General features: G+C 43.4%; 22 protein-coding genes. 9 read left to right on the plus strand and 13 right to left on the minus strand.

Translation table 11 applies throughout. The annotated features are described in order from the left end of the window. The first annotated feature begins 52 nt into the window (after positions 1-52). The gene (locus QO189_RS04125) at positions 53-433 is read left to right on the plus strand and encodes a hypothetical protein (protein ID WP_371531642.1); all 381 of its coding nucleotides are present in this window, start codon (positions 53-55) and stop codon (positions 431-433) included. 142 nt (positions 434-575) lie between these two features. Here QO189_RS04125 and QO189_RS04130 read toward each other — a convergent pair whose 3' ends face one another. Together QO189_RS04130 and QO189_RS04135 are read right to left on the minus strand one after the other, a co-directional pair. Beyond that, entirely contained in the window at positions 576-887 is a 312-nt protein-coding gene (locus QO189_RS04130) for an NGG1p interacting factor NIF3 (protein WP_371531643.1), read from the minus strand. 37 nt (positions 888-924) lie between these two features. Further along, positions 925-1,557, minus strand: a complete 633-nt coding sequence (locus tag QO189_RS04135; protein ID WP_371531644.1) for a DNA-3-methyladenine glycosylase — start codon at positions 1,555-1,557, stop codon at positions 925-927. Between the two features lie 79 nt (positions 1,558-1,636). On the opposite strand from QO189_RS04135, the gene QO189_RS04140 reads away from it, so the two are divergent. Both QO189_RS04140 and QO189_RS04145 read left to right on the plus strand, forming a co-directional pair. After that, complete coding sequence (locus QO189_RS04140) at positions 1,637-1,777, plus strand: hypothetical protein (protein ID WP_371531645.1); 141 nt, start codon at positions 1,637-1,639, stop codon at positions 1,775-1,777. Between the two features lie 157 nt (positions 1,778-1,934). Next, complete coding sequence (locus QO189_RS04145; RefSeq protein ID WP_371531646.1) at positions 1,935-2,339, plus strand: hypothetical protein; 405 nt, start codon at positions 1,935-1,937, stop codon at positions 2,337-2,339. A gap of 391 nt (positions 2,340-2,730) precedes the next feature. On the opposite strand, the gene purC is transcribed toward QO189_RS04145, so the two are convergent. The 4 genes from purC to QO189_RS04165 form a co-directional block, all read right to left on the minus strand. Continuing rightward, on the minus strand, positions 2,731-3,444 hold the full coding sequence (purC, locus tag QO189_RS04150) for a phosphoribosylaminoimidazolesuccinocarboxamide synthase (protein ID WP_057757995.1): 714 nt from the start codon (positions 3,442-3,444) through the stop codon (positions 2,731-2,733). Between the two features lie 126 nt (positions 3,445-3,570). Then, entirely contained in the window at positions 3,571-3,900 is a 330-nt protein-coding gene (locus QO189_RS04155; RefSeq protein ID WP_371531647.1) for a hypothetical protein, read from the minus strand. Between the two features lie 122 nt (positions 3,901-4,022). Further along, the gene (gene dapA / locus QO189_RS04160) at positions 4,023-4,928 is read right to left on the minus strand and encodes a 4-hydroxy-tetrahydrodipicolinate synthase (protein WP_238036099.1); all 906 of its coding nucleotides are present in this window, start codon (positions 4,926-4,928) and stop codon (positions 4,023-4,025) included. Between the two features lie 662 nt (positions 4,929-5,590). Then, positions 5,591-7,006: a Do family serine endopeptidase gene (locus QO189_RS04165; RefSeq protein ID WP_371531790.1), complete on the minus strand. Its 1,416-nt coding sequence runs from the start codon at positions 7,004-7,006 to the stop codon at positions 5,591-5,593. An 875-nt stretch (positions 7,007-7,881) separates the two neighbouring features. Here QO189_RS04165 and QO189_RS04170 point away from each other — a divergent pair. Beyond that, complete coding sequence (locus QO189_RS04170) at positions 7,882-10,185, plus strand: cation:proton antiporter (protein WP_371531648.1); 2,304 nt, start codon at positions 7,882-7,884, stop codon at positions 10,183-10,185. A 155-nt stretch (positions 10,186-10,340) separates the two neighbouring features. Here QO189_RS04170 and tmk read toward each other — a convergent pair whose 3' ends face one another. After that, on the minus strand, positions 10,341-11,072 hold the full coding sequence (gene tmk, locus QO189_RS04175) for a dTMP kinase (RefSeq protein ID WP_371531649.1): 732 nt from the start codon (positions 11,070-11,072) through the stop codon (positions 10,341-10,343). 86 nt (positions 11,073-11,158) lie between these two features. Further along, on the minus strand, positions 11,159-12,439 hold the full coding sequence (gene mltG, locus QO189_RS04180) for an endolytic transglycosylase MltG (RefSeq protein ID WP_371531650.1): 1,281 nt from the start codon (positions 12,437-12,439) through the stop codon (positions 11,159-11,161). 170 nt (positions 12,440-12,609) lie between these two features. Here mltG and QO189_RS04185 point away from each other — a divergent pair, with 170 nt between their 5' ends. Continuing rightward, positions 12,610-13,374 (plus strand): DpnI domain-containing protein, encoded by a 765-nt coding sequence (locus QO189_RS04185; protein ID WP_371531651.1) that lies wholly within the window; start codon positions 12,610-12,612, stop codon positions 13,372-13,374. Here the strand turns inward: QO189_RS04185 and QO189_RS04190 are convergent. Then, positions 13,371-13,865 (minus strand): hypothetical protein, encoded by a 495-nt coding sequence (locus QO189_RS04190; protein WP_371531652.1) that lies wholly within the window; start codon positions 13,863-13,865, stop codon positions 13,371-13,373. The two genes, QO189_RS04185 and QO189_RS04190, sit on opposite strands and share 4 nt — an antisense overlap. Before the next feature lie 95 nt (positions 13,866-13,960). On the opposite strand from QO189_RS04190, the gene QO189_RS04195 reads away from it, so the two are divergent. After that, positions 13,961-14,218 carry a DpnD/PcfM family protein gene (locus QO189_RS04195; RefSeq protein ID WP_371531653.1) on the plus strand — a complete coding sequence of 86 codons (258 nt, stop codon included), beginning with the start codon at positions 13,961-13,963 and terminating at the stop codon, positions 14,216-14,218. A 3-nt stretch (positions 14,219-14,221) separates the two neighbouring features. Here QO189_RS04195 and QO189_RS04200 read toward each other — a convergent pair whose 3' ends face one another. Both QO189_RS04200 and QO189_RS04205 read right to left on the minus strand, forming a co-directional pair. Continuing rightward, entirely contained in the window at positions 14,222-15,199 is a 978-nt protein-coding gene (locus QO189_RS04200; RefSeq protein WP_371531654.1) for an aminotransferase class IV, read from the minus strand. 12 nt (positions 15,200-15,211) lie between these two features. Further along, positions 15,212-15,841 carry a hypothetical protein gene (locus tag QO189_RS04205; RefSeq protein ID WP_371531655.1) on the minus strand — a complete coding sequence of 210 codons (630 nt, stop codon included), beginning with the start codon at positions 15,839-15,841 and terminating at the stop codon, positions 15,212-15,214. A 422-nt stretch (positions 15,842-16,263) separates the two neighbouring features. Between QO189_RS04205 and aroE the strand changes: the two genes are divergently transcribed. Further along, complete coding sequence (gene aroE, locus QO189_RS04210) at positions 16,264-17,127, plus strand: shikimate dehydrogenase (RefSeq protein WP_371531656.1); 864 nt, start codon at positions 16,264-16,266, stop codon at positions 17,125-17,127. Positions 17,128-17,163: 36 nt separating this feature from the next. Here the strand turns inward: aroE and QO189_RS04215 are convergent, their stop codons facing one another. After that, the gene (locus QO189_RS04215; protein ID WP_371531657.1) at positions 17,164-18,288 is read right to left on the minus strand and encodes an FUSC family protein; all 1,125 of its coding nucleotides are present in this window, start codon (positions 18,286-18,288) and stop codon (positions 17,164-17,166) included. Positions 18,289-18,681: 393 nt separating this feature from the next. On the opposite strand from QO189_RS04215, the gene QO189_RS04220 reads away from it, so the two are divergent. Together QO189_RS04220 and QO189_RS04225 are read left to right on the plus strand one after the other, a co-directional pair. Next, positions 18,682-20,502: an acyl-CoA dehydrogenase C-terminal domain-containing protein gene (locus QO189_RS04220; protein ID WP_371531658.1), complete on the plus strand. Its 1,821-nt coding sequence runs from the start codon at positions 18,682-18,684 to the stop codon at positions 20,500-20,502. Between the two features lie 111 nt (positions 20,503-20,613). Next, complete coding sequence (locus QO189_RS04225) at positions 20,614-21,093, plus strand: hypothetical protein (RefSeq protein WP_371531659.1); 480 nt, start codon at positions 20,614-20,616, stop codon at positions 21,091-21,093. A gap of 92 nt (positions 21,094-21,185) precedes the next feature. On the opposite strand, the gene QO189_RS04230 is transcribed toward QO189_RS04225, so the two are convergent. Next, the gene (locus QO189_RS04230; RefSeq protein WP_371531660.1) at positions 21,186-21,560 is read right to left on the minus strand and encodes a 5-carboxymethyl-2-hydroxymuconate Delta-isomerase; all 375 of its coding nucleotides are present in this window, start codon (positions 21,558-21,560) and stop codon (positions 21,186-21,188) included. Positions 21,561-21,600: the final 40 nt, after the last annotated feature.

Below are 21,600 nucleotides of genomic sequence, written 5' to 3' on the forward strand. Positions count from 1 at the left end.
AATATTGGAAAACTATCTTTATCCAACGATAGTGTATTATGAGGACATTTTTATGAAAGCTTTATCATCTTCAACACTAAAGAATGTAATATCCGGCAGTATTGTCGCCACTTTATTAGCGGTAACTACCGGCTGTGTCACTACACCTGGCGGCTATAACGTATATGACGATATCTACGGAGACGTCTACAAAGATAACAAAGAGCATAAAAAGCACAAAAACAAACATAAAAAAGCGGATAAAAACGTCTACTCAGCTGCTATCGAGCGTCGAGCTGCCAATAAAGTTAGCAGCATGGGATACCGTGTCAAAGATGTTAAATATAAAAAGGGCGACCGTAAAATTAAGGTCAAAGCTGAGCGTGGTCGCGACGATTATAAAGTCGAACTGGGCTATCCAAGCTACAATGTCATTAAGATTAAAAAGGATTAATCGATTATTAGGGTCTGATATTCACTGCTAATACTCAGTTGAAATATCAAAAAACTTATAACCAAATAAGTCATCAATTGGCTTGTTTGGTTTTTTTGTGAGAATTCTTACACTCAACAAGCTAATATTTTTCTATATAAAACTAAAAATCCAAGACTTTTATCACATCATACGCTGGCGTTTCATACGGGTGCGCCTCTTTTAACGCGATGACAGCAGCAGTAATAAACGCGTCATCGACGACCATCTCTACTCGCCATTCATTGACCGTTTCTAAACTATCTTGCTTACCGATGTGCGGCGCGCTACCTGCTAATGGCATAAACTGTCCTGTTCCTTGCACTTGCCAACAGCACTGTTCGTAATCGCCAATACTCCCAGCACCAGCTGCAAATAAAGCGGACTTTACTTGCTCTAGTGCCTCATCAGGAATAAAAACCGTCAACTTATACATGAACTTACCTCACAAAATAGGTTTAAATCTCAATCTATTAGTTCTTAGATAAAGAAGGATGATCGGTCCATATATAGCGTAGTAGCCAGTCTTTAGCATCACCAGCATAATCAATACCGATACGCGGACGCACTGACACGGGTGGCTGGCAGCCATCATCTTCTATCCAAACCTTTGAAGTTGGCGAGATCGGTTTACCATATAAATCGCGAGTTATCTGCAAGCGCTTGGTCAGCTTACCCGGACCTGCAAACTGCTTGGGGTGAGTCAGCTGCTTATTTGGACTGAGTTGTTGCTCATCAATCAGACAGTCGCTATCATCCGTCAAAAACCCAGCGCGAATCAATACCGACTCAGGCGACTCTAGAGGGCCGCTAATCAAATTTAGCATATGATGCACACCGTAGGTCAAATAGACATAGAACACGCCACCTTGCTCATACATAATCTCTGTGCGCGACGTTCGAGTACCTGCATGTGAATGGCAAGCGGGGTCATCTTGACCAATATAGGCTTCGGTCTCAGAGATACGCATTCGCAAAACTTTTTCTGATCCGTCGCTGTCAATCAGCTTTCTACAAAGCACCTTACCCACCAAATCGGCAGCGACCACACAGGTCGGACGGGTGAACCAGTCAGGCTCTAAAACAGTTGATGAGGCAGTAGACATTAGCGAAACCTTTTCTTATTTTTATGGTCTAATTGATATGAGTAAGTACTAACAAATTAGCATAAAAGTAAGACAAGGTATGGAAGACAGTGTTGGCGCTATGTTTGATTTTTTATACGAGTTGGACGATAAGCCTGTGTCTACAAGGGCGATACTGGTTGATAAATGGATAGGAATTGCAGTCCGTTTTAAGTGGCTCCATTATACCAGTCTGTTTTAAGTGGTCTGTTAATAGGTTTGAAGGGTGAGATAACTGGTTTCCTTGGGGTATACCCTAATTAAGTTTCTTAAAATAAAGTCATCAACATCCAAAGGTATTTATAATATAACTAGAAACAAACACATACGATGAAAATATGAAAAACAGGAGACTAATAATGACTGTTAGAAAGTATAGTGAATGCAAAGATATTTTTTGGGATGAGAAGTCTTTTCACTACTCTTTAGAGGAACTGTGTATTTGGGATATTGAAAAATATTGGAGTCTAGAATATTTTTTAATCAAATTATGTGCAAGCTTACAAGGTAACGAGATATTGTACAGAAAATTCGCAGCAGATTTATACTATCTTGGTCATAGTATAAATAACTTGATGACAAACCAAATACATACTTCAGAATGTTACATATTAGAGAAATTTAATGAAGACGAAGCATGCGAATGTCGTGACCGTTTTAATCATATTATGAGAATACTCTGGGGACGAATTTCCTTTGACTTTCATGACTATATGATAATTAGCAACCCACTTATTCAAGACGAATTGAACTTAAGTAGGTAATATTTATTATTAGACTTCTTGTAAAAGTATCAGTTCTTTTACGAAGTTACGAAACTACCTTAGATATTGAGCTATGTTCATAACATCATAAAAAACAATCTAGGAATTTTAATAAGACAGCCTAATGATAATGACCTACCTATCAGTTTAGCATTTGTACGCTCATTAAAGTCGTATCTAATACGGTTAGTTTGATGCCTGTATAGCGCACCAATCACAAATAAAATATGTGTGGTAAGTACACCATGACTATTCCAGTATGTCAAAGCGTTGATAGTATTAGCCCACAGCTAAAGGTTAAAGTCCTCATTAGGGTACCAACATTAATATAATGCCATAAAAAAACTGAGCACAAGGCTCAGTTTTTTGTTGCATACTAAGTATCAGATACTTATTTTAATGGCACACCAATACGGTCAGCCACTTCCTCATAAGCTTCGATCACATCACCCAATGACTGACGGAAACGGTCTTTATCAAGTTTCTTCTTAGTATTCTTATCCCAGATACGGCAACCATCTGGTGAGAACTCATCACCCAATACGATACGGTCATGGAATACGCCAAACTCTAGTTTAAAATCAACTAGGATTAAATCACCCGCATCAAACAATGCTTTCAATACATCGTTGACTTGATAAGTCAGCTCTTCCATCTTAGCCAATTGCTCTTTGGTCGCCCAGCCAAGAGATACAGAAAGCGACTCATTGACCATTGGATCACCTAGCGCATCGTCTTTATAAAAAAGCTCATACGTTGGCGGCGTCAATGCTTGCCCTTCTTCTAAGCCCAAACGACGTACCAAACTACCAGCGGCAAAGTTACGCACCACGCACTCTACAGGAATCATATCCAAGCGCTTGACCAATACTTCGTCGTCAGACAATTGCTTTTCGAAATGCGTCTCGATGCCAGCATCAGACAATTTTTGCATGATAAAAGCATTAAAGCGGTTATTCACCACGCCTTTACGCGCCAATTGTTCGATACGCTTACCATCAAGCGCTGAGGTATCATCACGGAAGTGTAAAATCAGAAGATCATTGTCTTCTGTTTCATAGACAGATTTGGCCTTGCCTTTATACAGCAGTTGTTGCTTTTGCATTATAGGGGTTCCTGTTCGTTCAAGCTTATGTGGTAAAAACGCGCAGTGACCGCTGACTCTTATTACAATATCGATATTATTCTAATCAATAATCATAAAAATCGGCGGTACAAATGAAGAAATAAATTAGTTTGAAGGGCTACTAACAGCACGCTGAGGCTTTGGCAGCTGATACTGATTACCTGACTCATTCTGTAGTTTGAGCGTGTTCGCACCCACATTCGGTGTTGGATACAAAGGCACGAAAGGCGCTGTTTCTTGAGCAGCTGGTAGTTCTATCGGTGCAAGCTTTTTGCTTTGTTGATAGTCTAAGCTGCCATTATCACGCTTGCCAAGCAAGCTCTTGGTTGCTTGACAGCCACTCAATACAAGGGTGCTACCCAAAACTAAGGTCAGCATTGCAGGAAGTAGTTTTGTCGTTTTTGATGATACTGTTTTTGATGATATTGTCATCATGTTGTCTCTCTGAGTTAGCAGTTATTGCTCATTTAGGCGATTGACTCATCATGATAAGTTGACTTATTGCTCGCTTGAATATTAATCGTCAAGCAACAAGTCTTAAATCGCTGAAGATCAAGTTATAGTATGTTTGCTCGAACCAACGCTTCATCAATAGTCGCATGATGCTGCTCTGCCAACCAAACGAGTGGTAAGCGAATACCTTTATCGATAATACCCATTTTATGTAGGGCGTATTTCGCTGGGATAGGGCTTGATTCGATAAATAAATCACGATGTAAATGCTTGACCACATCGTGGATTTTGTCAGCGGCTGCGAAATCACCACGCAAACCAGCAGCGAAAGTCTCACTCATGGCTTTTGGCGCTACGTTGGCAGTCACTGAGATATTGCCTTTACCGCCTACTTTTAGTAGATCAAGCGCTGTGCCATCATCACCAGACAATACAACCATTCTGTCGCCAACGGCTTTAATCAATTGCTCACCGCGACCAACAGAGCCTGTCGCATCTTTGATAGCAACGATATTATCGATATCGCACAAACGCTCAACCGTGTCTTGTGCAATATCAACGACCGTGCGACCCGGTACGTTATAGAGCATCTGAGGAATATTGACAGCTTTAGCAATGGCTTGATAATGCTGAAATAAACCTTCTTGTGGCGGCTTATTGTAATAAGGAGCAACCAACAACGCACAATCTGCACCAGCATCTGCTGCGTCTTGAGTCAGCTTAATGGCTTCCATAGTATTATTAGCGCCAGTACCCGCGATAACGGGCACGCGACCTTTAACGTGCTGGATAAAATAGCGAATGACATCGCTATGCTCTTGCATTGATAGGGTTGCCGACTCACCAGTGGTACCAACAGCAACGAGGCAATGTGTGCCCTGCTCTATCTGCCAGTCTATGAGGTCAGCCAGACGTTTATAATCAACTGTACCGTCAGGGTGCATGGGCGTTACCAAGGCTACCATTGAGCCTTGTAATCGGGTTTTGATCTCGTCGTATGCTGTGCTCATAACCGTGCCTTACTGTATTATCCTAGCTTTTATCAAAGCTGTCACATGATAGGTCGTTTGCAAGTGCCAAATATTGATATGCGTCGATAAACGCTAATGGCCAATCCTTGCTTGATGTTAATGCTGAAGTTTTATTTATTATCACAACGTTTACATTATAAATTACTGCGTACTCACGTGAGTATTGGCATTATCTATGTCAGTGACTGCTAATACCTGTTGCGCCATAAAATATAATAATAAAAACGCCTGCTAGTGTAGCATATTTTGATTTGACCGCTATCAATCAATTGATGCTGCAATCATAAATCAAAGGCTAAAAAGAGGCTTTTGTACTACCAAAAACCATAAATATAAGCTCAGGGCTTTATCAATAAACAAACGCTAAACTTAATAGCTAGTTTAGCGTAATGAATCAGCACTGATAAGTCTTTTGATTAATGTTAACGAATCGTCAACACATCGATGGTGGGACGATATAAGCGAAAAGGCAGGCCTCGCGTACCAATACCGCTGCTGACGAATATTTAAATATATTATTTGCAGACTAATACAATATCCGTTTGCGTATCTCTTATAATGAGCGGTATCTATTATGAACAATTATACTTTTCGGTATTCTTTGGTATGCTGCTCTCCAAATCACTTCCTTATGGTTTTATCTACTCAATACGCAGACCAATAATAGCAGGGATACCTTGGCGGATGACCTCTATAGTCACAACGCCTTTCTTTGGTAAAGAAGAGATCGCACCAGAGAAGTCCGTTACCTTTTTAATAGGCTTTTGATGAAAGTTAGTAATAACATCACCTGCCAAAATACCTGAGCGGGCAGCAAGTCCTGTCGGATCAACAGTGGTAACCAAAATACCCGTTTTATTATCTGCAGCGATTTCTGCTTGCTCATCCTCGGTTAAATCACGCAAGCGTAAGCCCAGTTGTACATCATTGCTCTGCTGATCCCCACTTTGGGCTCTCACATCATTAGGTGCATAAGCGAGCTTACCGCTAATGATCATCTGCTTACCATTGCGCTGAATCTGTGCGCGAAACGGATCGCTTGGCTTTGCTCGATTGAGCAGATTCAATAAGTCGGATGCTCGCATGATTTGTACATTATTGTACTGCAAGATAATGTCACCAGGTTTTAGACCTGCTTTTTGTGCTGGCGAATCTGGAGAAACACGGGTCAGCAAAGCGCCTTGTGGTTTATCCAATTTATAAGCTTCAGCCAGATTACGGTCGATATCTTGGGGATAGATACCTAAATATGCGCGAGCGACTTCACCACTGGTCTTTAATTGCTCATAGATATCCATAGCAGCATCAATCGGGATAGAGAACGATAGTCCCATGTAGCCGCCCGTCCCACTAAATATGCGGGAGTTGATACCAATCACTTCGCCGCGCTGATTAAATAGAGGGCCACCTGAGTTACCAGGGTTCAGCGCCACGTCGGTTTGAATAAACGGCACACTGGTTTCGCGTGAGAAGCTGCGTGATTTGGCACTGACGATGCCAGCGGAGGCTGAATAATCAAAACCAAATGGTGAACCAATCGCTAGTACGGGCTCCCCTACTTTTAAGCTGTTTGAGTCGCCAATCGGCAATGCTGGGAACTGAGTGCCTTCAACTTTTAATACAGCCACATCTGAGCGCTCGTCGCTACCAATCAAGGTTGCATCAAGCTCGGTTCTATCATTAAGTGTGACAGTGATTTTGTCAGCGCCCTCAATGACGTGATGGTTGGTCAGCATGTAGCCGTTAGATGTGACAAAAAAGCCCGTACCATAAGCATGCTCTATCGCTGGCGTGACTGCTCGATCAGGAATGCGCACCCGATCGCCAAAAAACTGCCGCAACACTTCAGCCGTTTGCGCCTTAGCAAGCTCAGCCTCACTGACTGTCTTGGTAACGTTGACGCGTGCCACCGCTGGCGTCACTTGTTGAACTAGGCCAGAAAAATCAGCCGTGGTTACAGCCGCATGGGCATTGCTCATTGTGGTGACATTAATACTCGCCACCATCGCCGTACTCACAGCAAGTGCCAACGCACTGCGCTGTAACCAAAGTCGCATATCGACAGTGGTTCGTGATTTAAACATATTGATAGGCATATTGTCCCCCATATGAATGGTCATTATTATTGTTGGTAATTAGATGATGGTGGTACTCGATAACGTCTTATCTGACGCACATAACCCCAATCGTTATTGGTCAGCGTTCTTATATTTGCTTATATCGTTATACTCATATTACACGATGGTATTCGTACTATGCATCGATTTCATATATGTTTTACCGCTAGGCTGATATAGTAACGATCATATCCGCCCCGTTTTTATACTTATTTAGTAAAAATTAGAATTGGTGGCCTTGGTAAATATAAACCCTCAGCGCTAATATATGGTCTCTGATTGACGTCATATTATTGTCGTTTTGGCGGCGTGCATGACCAACGTAGCTCCTGTATGATGAACAAAACGTTATCTTGTCATTATTTCCATAATGCAGGATAACCCAAGGCATGGTTATTTCATACTGACTTTGTACAATTTTGTGGCTGCGCGCTAATATCGTGGCAGGCGCTATATACATGTATATGAATCAAACCATGTTATGATAGCAAGCAAAACAAATCATAAAACAGACAAAAGTCAATTAGTAAAAATACTATCGACTATCCGTTTATCAAGCTGGCTATCATCACCCTTGTTTTCCATCTTTTGCATTTCTAGACCCACATTATTTGTCTAGGACTGCTTTTGTCTTTGCTACTTTATAGTATATATATCATATCTAGCTCATGTTGTGATCCATGATGGCTATCAGTGCTATGACCCAGATAAGATAAGTAATGATAGCAACTTATTATGAAGTGAACGGTAGCGATTATCTTATGGCAGCTATTTGATAGATATAAAATATGACAAGATTACAAAAGGATTAATTTATGGATACCGCCCTATTGCTATCCGGCGTAGTTGGGATTGGCATTGCCGCCCAATGGCTGGCTTGGTATTTGAAGCAACCGTCCATTTTATTTTTATTATTGATTGGTATTATCGTCGGACCAGTACTGGGCGTATTTGACCCTGATTTGGTATTGGGTGAGTTGATGTTTCCCTTCATCTCTTTAGGTGTCGCGATTATCCTGTTTGAGGGTTCGCTAACCCTAGAATTCGATGAGATCAAACAACACGGTACCGTGGTGCAAATGCTGGTATCGGTTGGTGTACTTATCACTATCGCTATCGTAGCACTATCGACTTATTTATTATTTGATGTCGATCCATTGATTGCACTCCTGTTCGGTGCGCTGGTCTGCGTGACCGGTCCGACGGTCATTATGCCGCTGTTGCGTAGCGTGCGCCCCAACAAAACGATATCCAACATCCTAAAATGGGAAGGTATTATCATTGATCCAATCGGTGCTATCGCCGTGGTATTGGTTTATGAATATATCATCTCAGGCGGTGAAGCCAGTAGTATCTTACTATTTGCCAAAATTGTCGTATTGGCCACTGCACTTGGTATGGCAGGCGCTTGGTTGCTTGCCTTCCTCATGCGTCGTCATATGGTTCCTGAGTTTTTGCGCAATGTTTTTACCCTCGCATTCGTCTTGGTCTTGTTTTCGGTATCAAATCACTTGGAGCATGAATCAGGATTATTGACCGTGACCGTACTGGGTGTGGCTTTGGCAAACTGGCCAAAATTCCCGCGCGAGACGATTTTGGAGTTCAATGAGTCTTTAACCGTTCTGCTGATCTCTGTGCTATTTATTATTTTGGCCGCTCGTGTAGAGCTGGCAAGTTTATTGAGCGTAGGGTTTGCAGGTCTGGTGCTCCTGGCTATTGTCATGTTTGTGGCTCGTCCATTATCGGTATGGGCGTCCTCTATCGGCTCCAATCTAAAAACCAATGAAAAGCTCATGATCAGCTGGATTGGCCCTCGCGGTATCGTCGCTGCTGCTATCTCATCCCTGTTTGCGATTCGTTTGCAAGAGTATGATATTCAGGGTGTTGAGCTACTTGTACCATTGGTATTTATGGTCATCATTGGCACGGTGATGATTCAGGGTCTGGGCGCAAAGGTGGTCGGCAACTTGCTGGGCGTACGTGAGCCTGAGACCAACGGTATTCTTATCGTCGGCTCAAACCCGATTGCCCTACTCATCGCTACCTCTCTTAAAGAGCAAGGCTTCGACGTCATCGTTGCCCATAATAACTATACCAATATTGCGCGCGCACGCATGAGCGGACTGCGTACTTACTTTGGCAATCCCATCTCTGATCACGCTGATCACCATCTCGACCTTATCGGTATTGGGCGTTTGTTTGCCATGAGTATGGACAAAGAGATGAATACCTTGTCTGAGATTCATTATCGTCATGAATTTGGCGAACGTAAGCTATACCGTCTCAAGTTCAGTGATGAAAAAGTCAGAAGTGAGCGCGACGACAAGCAGTCCAATTTTCACTCACAGTGGCTATTTGGCAAAGATGTGACGTACACCAAGCTTGCTAGTATGCTGTCCAAAAAAGCCCGCATCAAAATCACCAACATCACTGACAGCTATAGCTTTGAGCAGTATAAAGCGGATAACAAGCAGTTTGTGCCGCTGTACACCATAGATAAAGAAGGCAAGCTGCATGTCATTACTGACAAGTTCGACGGTACGGTGCCTCGTGATCGTAAGCTTATCTCACTGGTCGTGGATGATGAAGTACAGCCAAAACCAGTAGACGTGACACCCAAGCAAGAACAAGCGCGTATGGTCGCCGATGCTAATTTTGAATCCAGCTCAAAAGCACCTGAAAAGCGTAAAGAAAAAGAGCTGAGCAGTGATAGCACTCAAAAAGCAGAACCAGAGACGACCACTGATACTGCTAAAAATGCTGAGAAAAGTACTGCGAGTGTGAATAGTGGCGTAGATAAGTCGTCTAATATCGCGCCAGTAGCGACGGATGATAAAGCAGTGGCGCCAAAAGCCGTCTCGACTGATGCAGCTAATAAAGGTGTGATGTCAGCAAACTCGACAGCGACCTCGAAAACCAAAACGTCTAGTAATAGTAATACCAACGGTAATGGTAACGCGCCTAAAAACAAAAAAGGAGCGCTTGATCCAAATCGCCTCCCTGATTCTGGTCAAGACAATGCTACTCATTCGACTGCCAAAACTGACACTGACACTTCTATTGCGGTTGAGAAAGAAGCCGAGCAGAGTGAGCTGAATGACAAAAATAGTGATAAATAAACTCTGTCGTTATTTACTCGCTAACGTCATAATCGGTTAAATAACAAACTGTCATCAATAAAAAGCCCCAGCGACATGCTGGGGCTTTTTACTTTTATTACATCCGCTTGATTATTAAATCTACTTACAAGATAAAAATACTCGATCAAATATGATTATTTAACATCAAATCTGTCTACGACTGCCTGCCATATCCGCGCGCTCACTTCATCAGTACTGCCTGACGCATCGATACGCTGTATGCGCTCAGGATGCGAGCTTGCAAGCCGACTAAAACCGATATGTACCCAAGTGAAGAAATCCATCGCTTGCTGCTCAAAGCGATCTGCGGCGCTGCGTTTATTGGCGCGAGCCATGCCCTCTGATACTGGCAAATCAAGCCATAAAGTCAGCTCAGGTAATTGGGTCACAAACTGCTCGATCAGCGTCTCAATTTTGGTCAGCATCGCTTGATCGCCATGTCCGCGTCCAAAACCCTGATACGCAATAGTAGAGTCCGTAAACCGATCACAGATTACCCATGTGCCGCGTTGTAGTGCGGGTAGAATGACTTGCTGCATATGATCACAGCGCGCCGCAAACAATAATAAAAGCTCTGTATCATCCTCAATTTCAGTTGCAGGGTCTAGCAATATATCGCGCAGTCGCTCAGCAAACGGACTACCACCCGGCTCGCGAGTACGAAGGTATTGAATACCATTTTTCTCTAGTTGCAAGCATAGCTGCTCAATCGCCGTGGTTTTCCCGACGCCTTCCGTTCCTTCAAAGCTAATAAACCGCCCTACAGTAGATGCGTTCGTCGTTTGCGAAGCATTCGATTCCGGTAGCGTGGACGATGCTGTACTCGTATGTGCGGATGGCGCGTTGGTCTGTATAGGTACTGACATGATATGACCTTATGTCATTGATGAGCGCTATAGCTAGGTTATAGCGCTCAATAAACGATAAGTTTTATAAGAGATAAGAAGGTTATTTATTGCGGCGGTGTTTGAGATTTTTTCTCACGCATGACGCTCAGATAGTCTTTTACCGCTTGGTTGTGCTCAGCCAAGCTATTGGTAAATTTGTGTCCGCCATTACCGGTTGCCACAAAGTAAAGGGCGTCGCTATCGGCAGGATGTAAGGTTGCTTCGATAGATGCGGCAGATGGCAGGGCGATTGGCGTTGGCGGTAAGCCATCAATCTGATAGGTATTATAAGACGTTTTTTCATCGATGTCTTTGCGGCGGATATTACCATCATAACGACTACCCATACCATAAATGATGGTCGGATCGGTCTGCATACGCATGTTTTTAACCAAGCGATTTCTAAACACGGCAGAGACTAGCGGACGCTCTTCTGGTACGCTGGTTTCTTTTTCGATGATAGATGCCATTACTAATGCTTCGTAAGGGCTATTATAAGGTAGGTCAGGCGCACGATTTTCCCACGCATCAGTCAGCGCTTTTTGCTGGCGTTTATATAGGTCTGTGAGCACTTTTTTATCGCTCGTTCCTTCACCATAATAATAGGTATCAGGTGCAAACCACCCTTCAAGATTATGATTGACGATAGGATCGCTGCTGTTGGTCACGCTGTCTGGCAATATACCAGCCAAATCTAACGCTTGTGCGATGCTGGCATTATCACTATCTGCGGTCAGCACTTCTTTTTCGATATTGTCATTATCACGCAGCGCTTGATACAAATCTTTTGAGGTTTTGCCTTCGATGATCTGCACCTTTACCATAGCTGCTTTTGCGCCCTGCTCTAATATTTGCAATGCCTCAGCAATGGTTGGATTTTCAGGTAATTGATAGATACCTGCATGCAAAGGCGCATCGACTTGCGACTTGATATATAGCTTGGCTACGCTGGCCGAAAACAGCGGAATCTGGTTTTGCCACTGCGGCAATAGGCCATAATACGTCTGACCTTGCTCAATCGTGACCATTTGCTGCGGCTGCTCGATACGACCAAACAAGGTCTGATATACCATGACTAAGAAAAATGCAGCAATGAGCCCTATTACCAGCAATACCTGATAACCGCGCTGCATAAAAAATGAGGGATTGTTGACTTTATATTGACGCGGTTTGCTGTTGCCACTGATCAGCGAGACATTGGTTGCTGGCGTGTCTTCCCCCCTATCTACCACTGGTTGCGCGTCCGGTAGCGTGGTGTCTACACGCTCCTCGACTGTGCCATCTTGCTTATTCGATGGCGACTCATTGGGACGTTCAGGTGGTGTATTGGGTGTGGGCTTGCTCATGGCAACTCGCGAGGCAGATGTTTGCTAGAATTTAGCACTGAACCGTACGATTTTCAATGGTATTTGCTTAGCTTATGAATTATCTTGCTATTGATGGCCGTTTATATGGCTTAATACTTAGGCGTTTTTTTCAGTATTCTCAGTTTATCTATTAATAATGAAAATATCTTATGAACCTACATTTTAATCAAAGTCTTGCTAAAAGCTATCACTCTGGACCTCAAAAAGTTCGTGTACTCAGTGAAGCATGGGTGACGGAAAATGGTTACTGTCCTAATTGTAGCGAGCAGCCTTTGACTGAATTTGCTAACGGTCAACCAGTCGCTGATTTTTACTGCGCGCATTGTAATGAGCAATATGAGCTAAAAAGTAAAAAAACCAAACTCAGCAACATCGTTAATGATGGCGCTTATAAGACGATGATTGAGCGTATCAATAGTGATGACAATCCCAGTTTTTTCTTTTTGACCTACTCAAAAGAATACACCGTCAATAATTTTCTAATTATTCCCAAGCATTTCTTTACGCCCGATATTATTATGAAGCGCAAACCATTATCAGTGACTGCCAAACGCGCAGGTTGGGTGGGTTGCAATATTGACTTACGAAAAGTGCCAGAATCAGGCAAAGTATTTTTGGTCAAAGACCAAAAAATCATAGATAAAGAGTCGGTTACCCAGCAATTCCAAAAAACCTTATTTTTACGCACGCAATCTATAGAGTCGCGTGGCTGGACACTCGATGTCTGGCAATGTATCGACCGGCTCGATGCCAGTTTTTCTCTCAATCAAGTTTATGCTTTTGCTGATGAGTTACAACTCAAACATCCTGAAAACAACCACGTAAAAGATAAAATTCGCCAACAGTTACAGGTATTACGAGATAAAGGCATTATTAAATTTATAAGCCGTGGCCATTATCAAAAGTTATACTAAGAACACTTATCATCCCATAATGGCAAACCTTTGGCAGCAACCAAACGACCGTAAAACTTGTGAGGAGGATAATCTAGCTCTAGCTCATCATTTACTTTGAAAAAGTGTTTCACATTGCCATCGAGACAGGTATAAGCTCGATTTTTTACCTGTTTATTCCAGCTCATTAACAGCCCTAACGGAGTGCGAGAAGCTTTAGTAAAAGCTTGTCTTTCGGTTGTGATTGCACACATCACAGTATCTTCATGAAACTGCTTATCTAAACCTTGTTCAATGACTTCTTGACGGGTATGCGCATACTTAAACACACTTCCAAACGCTGTGTATTTTTTATCTTTCTTAGAATACACAATACTAAATGCTATTTGTGAATAGCAAGGTAAGTGAATTACTTCATCAGGATTTTCTTTTGCTACACAGCAAACTTTATTAAATATCATCAATCGACGAAGTTGTAACGGAATTCGTTTATCTTTATATACCGAACGCATGCGATATTGTCCTTTTAAAAATTTCCATTGAAAAAGGATCATTGATCGATTTGCTTTATGGCACAAGTCTGCGTAACAAAAGACGATCACTTCTTTTGAATGCTTTTGCTAATCTAGCCAGCATAGATAACGAAAGTAGCTTTTCAATATTGAGATTCACTATGATAAGAACAAATGAAAAAATGTCACAGACCTTTCAAATTGAAATTGTTGAAACACTAAGCAATATCGTGGAGGTCATCGCAGAAGATAAGCAAAGTGCGCTTTTGAAAGCGCAAGAGATGTATAGAAATGAGCAAGTAGTTTTATATCCAGATGATTTTATTGATACTAAATTTGTTGTTTTTCAATAACAACTAAACGAATTTAAAATCCACAATATCACCTGACAATAGCGTCAAACTACTCATAGGCATGATGCCGCGCAGTGCATTACAAAAGAATAACCGCGTCAACTTAGGCAAATCCTCATCTGATAACGACCGTATCACCACTGGATACTCTGTCGTGGATAAAGCATCAATAATCACCTGCCGCATCACACCAGCAACGCCCGATTGATCCATAGAAGGGGTATACCATTGACCTATGGTTAGATAAGTCTCATGATTGTTATCAACACCTTCATGGCCACTAGAGCGCGTTTTAGATTCGGATAAAGGCTCATCTGCTAACTGATAGAACACATTGCTCATCGTCCCTTCAACCCAGTGACCACTCATATCACGTAGCAACCCTTCACTGAGACTCTTTGCAACGTTAGAGGCCAATGGTTCAGCTTTTATGCGCTGTAGCTCGCCACTGGCAAGGACATTGTCTAGGCGGCTCAAGCTTTTGAGTCCTGCCAGCGGCGGCGGCAGACAGGCAATCTGTGAAGATAAGCATATCGCCGAGGCGTTCGGCTGCATCGGTACTAGACTGCCATCAGGTAACGACAGTTGCACAGCAGTGGAGACTCTCATAACAGTCGGCTTTAGCCATATCTCACAAGCGCTTCCTGATTCACTTGGTGCATAGCCATAACCGCGAATGTCTTGTGCGGCGCGAGTCACCACGAGCTTGAGCATGCCCTGCTCTAGCTGCTGGGCATACATTTTTAATACTGCCAGTAGTTCTTCGCATTCTATATCTAACTGCAAGGCGTCAGCGTGGGAGATGAGCCGCTGATGATGATAGTCTGCCCATAATATGAGCCCGTCCATCACACCCATGGTCGTAAAAAACCCATCCGCATAGGCCAATCCGCGGTTGTCTGGCGACAGTGTCACCGCTTCGCTAGTTGCCATATCGTCTTGTGGATATAGGCAGACCCAACGGTTAGGCAGTGACCTCATATCTATCATCGCTTAGCTATTGTCTGTTTGGGCAGCGGATTTATTGATGACTAGCATGCAGCTATAAAACTCACATTTTGCCAGTTCTACCTTTTGCCCACCAATGACTCTGTTTTTGATGATTTGGTTACTGAGCATATCAGCGACCATTTTGCCACCCTCATCATCCATCAGTCGGCGCGATAGTTGGTAGGCTTTTTTGGCATGGTCTTGGCTCAACGCTTTTTCTTTATCAGAATCGGTCGGATTGGCATAATACCAGCCAAGCTCAAGGTATTTTTCGGAGTCGATAATATCTAGATAAGGCGCGTCCGTCTTCATAAAGCGATATTTGGTAGCAGGATTGCTGGCATAGTCTAGGCTATTTTCATCCGTACTTACTACTTTACCAAATGCTGACTTGATACTATCTAACTCATCGGTGCTAAGCGGCTCTACCTTGTCAGCGCCCCATGCCGAGACATCGTATTTTACTGGTGTACCTTGTTGGGCGGTCGCGCCATCTAGATCAGGATTATCTACAGCGCTATCCTGTACAGAGGTATCCGTCACAGTCTGCTCGCTACTCTCAGCGTTTGTCTCTAGATTTTGAGCATCCTCTTTGGTGCTATCACAGCCACCAAGCGTCACACTAACTGCCATTATCGTACCAACTAGAAGAGTCTGAAGGTTATGATTCCACATGGATAATTTACTCACACTTTTAGATTGATCTTACAATAATATTAACGAGCTGGCCCAGAAGCCACCGATAACAAAGGGTTTTTTAATAAAAAATGTATTTAATAAAAGTTATAACCTAACAGTCATTAGAGCATATTATACTAATTAACATATAATCGATAGTTTACCCAACTGCTCGGCGCTTGACTACCTTTTAGGTTACGCATAACGCTCCCAGAGGGTACATATTTGTTAAAGATATCACTCATCAAACTCTGCCCGATACAAGGCTTATGAAGTGAGCCATTGGTTTGTCAATCATCATTTTATCGCTTATGATAAATGGTCGTAAGCGATGCATTTTTGATGATGTCTTGCCTCTTTTAGCCAATGGACCCTTTATGATCCAACACTTTATCGTTATTGGCAATCCGATTGCCCACAGCAAATCCCCTGAAATTCATGAGCAATTTGCGTTACAGGCGGGTATTGATATTCGCTACCAGCGCCAGTACTGTCCTGACGATGCTGCCAGTTTTACAGCGGTCGTTGAGGCGTTTTTTCATGGTGGTGGTGTGGGTGCTAACGTGACCGTACCTTTTAAGCAAGTCGCTTATGACTGCTGTGCGGCAAGCGGCGGCTTATCAGAACATGCCAAAACAGCAGGCGCGGTCAATACCCTTATGATAGATGAGGTGCTACTACAACAAGGCGCGTCGATAAAAGAGGCCATATACGGCGATAATACGGACGGACAAGGGCTCGTCAATCACATAATAAGCTTAGGTTGGCCACTGGACGGTGCTCGCGTTGCCCTTATTGGCGCAGGCGGCGCGGCACGCGGTGTCATACTACCGCTGATTCAAGCAAATATTGGATCACTGACTATCGCCAATCGCACAGTGAGTAAAGCGGCAGATTTAGTGGATGAGCTAAGCACAGCAAGCTCAGTCATTGCAGAGCAGCAGATTCAGACCTGTGTCACTGGCGACTTGAGCGGCGACTTTGATATGATTATCAATGCCACCTCCATCGGCTTATCAGGCGATACACTGCCGCTGGATGATAATCTACATTGCCAATACGCTTATGACATGATGTATGGGCGCGACCTACCCTTTTTGCAGCATTTCGCGGCGCGTGATGCCGAAACGTCTGAAGGTTACGGCATGCTCATCGGACAAGCAGCATTGAGTTTTGAGCGCTGGACGGGTCATGAGATCGATGTCGCAAAAGCGACAGCCGCCTTGAGTCAAAATACTTAATGTAACTCTTAATAAGCAGCATTAAACTGCTGCTTATTATCCACTAAAGCGCAGCAGCAGCCAATGCTCCAAACGCCGCAGTGGTACACGCAATCTTGTAGAATGTATCGCCAAACCACCGCTCAGACCAATTACACAACCGAGTGCCGTATCAATCATGCGCGTATGAATGACATCTCCTGCCACTGGCGGCACCGGCATTGTGCTGCCATACTCCGCGATAAATATCGTCAACGGCGTAATAAAAATCACCGCCAGCCCATAATGCCGGTCGACAAATGACTCTATCAATAACATCATTGATAATATAGCCACGGCGACACCCCACATCGATAGTCCCCAAGACAGCATCCAACTGGCAACCATCATACCAACCAACGTACCCAATATACGATGCAATTGCTTGATCCACATGGTTCTTAGCTGTATACCTTGAATAATAATAAAGCAGCTCATGGCGACCCAATATGGATAAGGCATGTCTAACAAAACTGCTATCACCAACGCCAGACTGATGAAACCTACGACAATGAGGCTATCACTGATCATATCTGGCTCATAATGATAACTAGGCGCAGGGGCAATAGGACGTGTGGCGAGCAAAAACAGCGTATATAGTAGCGCCAGCAACATCGAAGACCCGCTACCTAATAACACAAGCCCTATCGCTGAGAGCACTCGATCTAACGGGACAGGAATAAACAGCGCGATTGCCCCAGCCATCAACACAAACAACCCTGCTGGTGGTGGCTGCTTATAATAACGACTCAACATCACCACGCTAAGCGCAACAAGCATAAAGACAGGCAGCCTGAGTATAGGCAATTGCTGCGCCATCAAACCCAGCGCAAAGCTGAGTATCATGGCAAACCCCCAAGCCATCACTGTCACCAGTCGATAAGGTAACCCGCCCACCAAGGGCAAATTGAGAATAATCATTGACCCCAGCGACGCTTTGATTCCAGCAGATAAGTCACTAAAGTAAGCGCCCACGAATACTGGAAAACTGATCGCAATCGCAGCAACAATAGGCATATGCCATGGCCTTCGACTACGATTGACTGTCAGTAAATGCCCAAGCTCACCGTCAATGAGCAATTTAATGCGCATCAAGAATGTGGTCAACCAAGAGGATTGTTTGTGAGATTTTGAGTCGCTCATAGATGGCCTTCCTTATTTATTATGTCTATTACTCTTCGGTCTTCTGCTTATCATCAATCATCTATAGCAGATGATTTTTGAGCACATCCAGCCCATATATCAGCCACTTCATAAAACTAAAATTGATTAATTAAAATAAAAGTCATGAATAATAGTTATCAATTGTATATTTATCGACCTATAAGATTTATAATCATATCAACGCAATAATAGCTGACGCTCAACAAGGACGTCATAAAGCCCTTCACAATGGACTCGCTGTTTATTACTAGCACTCATAACAACAGATATAGTATCTATCTCAATTAAAATAATGACACATCGCTGACATGACTTTTGACTCAAATACTGCGTCGTAAGTCCATGATAGTGAACCAACCAAAGAGAGCGATTATGTTAACTTACAAAGCACCTTTACGTGACATCAAATTTTTGATTAATGATGTATTTGATTACCAAACGCATTATAAAAGCCTAGACAATGGCGAGAATGCGGATCCTGAAACGATTGACATGATCCTACAAGGCATGGCTGACTTTTCTGAAAACGTCCTCGCTCCTATCTATCAATCAGGCGATGAAGAAGGCTGTCATTTTGAAAATGGCGAAGTCACCACGCCAAAAGGCTTCAAAGAAGCTTACAACCAGTTTGTAGAAGGCGGCTGGCAAGGTATCTCGTATCCTGAAGAATACGGCGGGATGAACTTACCGACGTCAATCAACCTAATCAAAGCTGAAATGATCGGTACTGCTAACTGGCCGTGGGCGATGTACTCTGGCCTATCAACTGGTTGTATCAACACGCTACTCCAATATGGTACAGATGAGCAAAAAGCTCTTTATCTACCGAAGTTGGTCGAAGGCTCATGGGCAGGTACAATGTGTTTGACCGAGCCACAGTGTGGTACGGATTTGGGCCAAGTAAAATCAAAAGCCATCCCGCAGGATGACGGTACCTATAAAATCAGTGGTACCAAAATCTTTATCTCAAGCGGTGAGCATGATTTAACAGACAATATTATTCATATTGTCCTAGCACGTCTACCCAATGCTCCAGAAGGCACACGCGGTATTTCGCTATTCATCGTACCGAAATTCACGCCGAATGCTGAAGGTGAATCTGGCGAGCGCAATGCCGTTGTTTGCGGTTCAATCGAGCACAAAATGGGTATCAGCGCCTCTTCTACCTGTGTATTGAACTTCGATGGTGCTACTGGCTACCTAATTGGCGAACCGCACAAAGGCCTAAAAGCGATGTTCACCTTTATGAACACTGCTCGTATCGGTACTGGTATCCAAGGTTTGGCGCACACTGAGCTGTCTTTCCAAAACGCGCTACCGTATGCCAAAGAACGTCGTTCTATGCGTACGCTATCTGGCACCAAAGATCCTGAAAAAGTAGCTGATGCCATCATTCATCATGCTGACGTACGCCGTATGCTATTGACGCAAAAAGCCTTTGCTGAAGGTGGTCGTTCGATGATTTATCACTCAGCACGCTATGCCGACAAAATGGCACAGGGTATCGTCAATGGTGATGATGAAGAGTTCGAAAAATGGGATGACAAGCTAGGTTTCTACACGCCAATCCTAAAAGGCTTCTTGACTGAATTAGGTATCGAAGCGGCCAAACACGGTCAGCAAATCTATGGCGGTCACGGCTACATCAAAGAATGGGGCATGGAGCTGATCGCTCGTGATGCACGTATCGCAACCATGTACGAAGGTACGACTGGCGTACAGGCATTGGATCTATTAGGCCGTAAAGTTATTTTGCAATCTAAAGGTAAAATCATCCGTGACTATACCTCAAGCATCATGAAATGGTGCGGCGAGTATGCCCTTGATAAAGATATGCGTAAATTTGTTTGGGCACTTACTAAGCTGTGCGCTGAATGGAACACATTAACTGTACGCTTGATGTTAATGGCTCGTAAAGACCGTGAAATCATCTCAGCCGCATCAGATGACTTCTTGATGTACTCAGGTTACGTCATGATGGGCTACCACTGGGCACGTATGGCAGCAGTCGCTTATGACAAGCTTGAAAATGGTGGCACAGAAGCACCAGAATTCTACAAAGCGAAGATTCAAACAGCTGAATTCTACTTTGACAAGCTATTACCACGTACCTCGGGGCATGCTGAAGCCATGGTCGCACCAAGCAATAGCATGACAGAGATGGACATCGAAAACTTTGCTTTTCTAGACTAACACTGCATCAATAATCCATAAAAAAGCGCCTATCATTTAGGCGCTTTTTTGTGTTTAACTGACCGTATTATGATTAAAGACTATCAAAAGCAACCTGTAATTTAGGAGCACATGATGATTCTACCTAACGATAAAAACGCGGCTTTAGCTGCTCAATATATGCGAGCCTTAGTCATTAGTACTACGTTCGTCAGTATTGGCATCAGCAGTGCAGTTGCCAAAAGTAGCGATAGTACTCTGCATTTTGCAAAGGGCGCCATTACTAGCGTCGTCACTGGCAAGTTAAACGCCCATGAAAATGAGCGGTGGTATCGTTTCGATGCTGCAAGTCAGCAATATGCCGTTATTAACATTTCGCCACTTGCATGCACGCCCGAGACTGCTAACGTCGGTGTGTTACATATGCCGAATGGTAAAAAAGATGGCACCAAAGGCGGTATCATTTATCAAGGTTGTCTGCCAACCACGGGTGATTATCGATTACGTATCGCACGTAACCTGATGGCAACGCAAGGCAAAACGGCTGGCTATAAAGTTGAGGTCATGATACTACCAAAGTATGCCAGCAAGTCTTTATGCAAGCCTGCTTAACCATAGACGTCTAATGCCTTCAAATGACAGCCTTCAAACTATGACATTTAAACTAGAATAAGTCGCTTTAGAAGAGGTTAGAGCGTTTAACATTAACTACCCAGCATCTTCTTATGATAGACCGCACTAATCTCTTCGACTTCTACGCATATTTGCAGTGCCGCGCGACCTGATTGCTCGTCTCCGATCTTTTCTTCGATGGTAGCAACCAGTAGCTCAGCCAGCTGGTTTTGAGTCTCTATATCGCGGCCGCTCATCAGTTTTAGATTGGCATAGATAAAGCCATTCGCTTGTTCATCATCTTCCACGCCTACTAAAAACGTCTCAATAGGTAAGATACGTGTTTTGATTTCAGCAGGTTGTTTAAACAGCCCACTGTCCCATAGTGCTTTATTGAGCGACTTTAACAATGATTCTTCGTGAGGGATACTGACGTTGGGCGTGGCTTGAATGGTTAAATGCGGCATGGGTATATCCTTGTATAAAAAGTAATAGATAATCTGGCTG

Origin of the sequence: Psychrobacter sp. Arc29 (assembly GCF_041431175.1) — a bacterium.
Lineage (GTDB): Bacteria > Pseudomonadota > Gammaproteobacteria > Pseudomonadales > Moraxellaceae > Psychrobacter.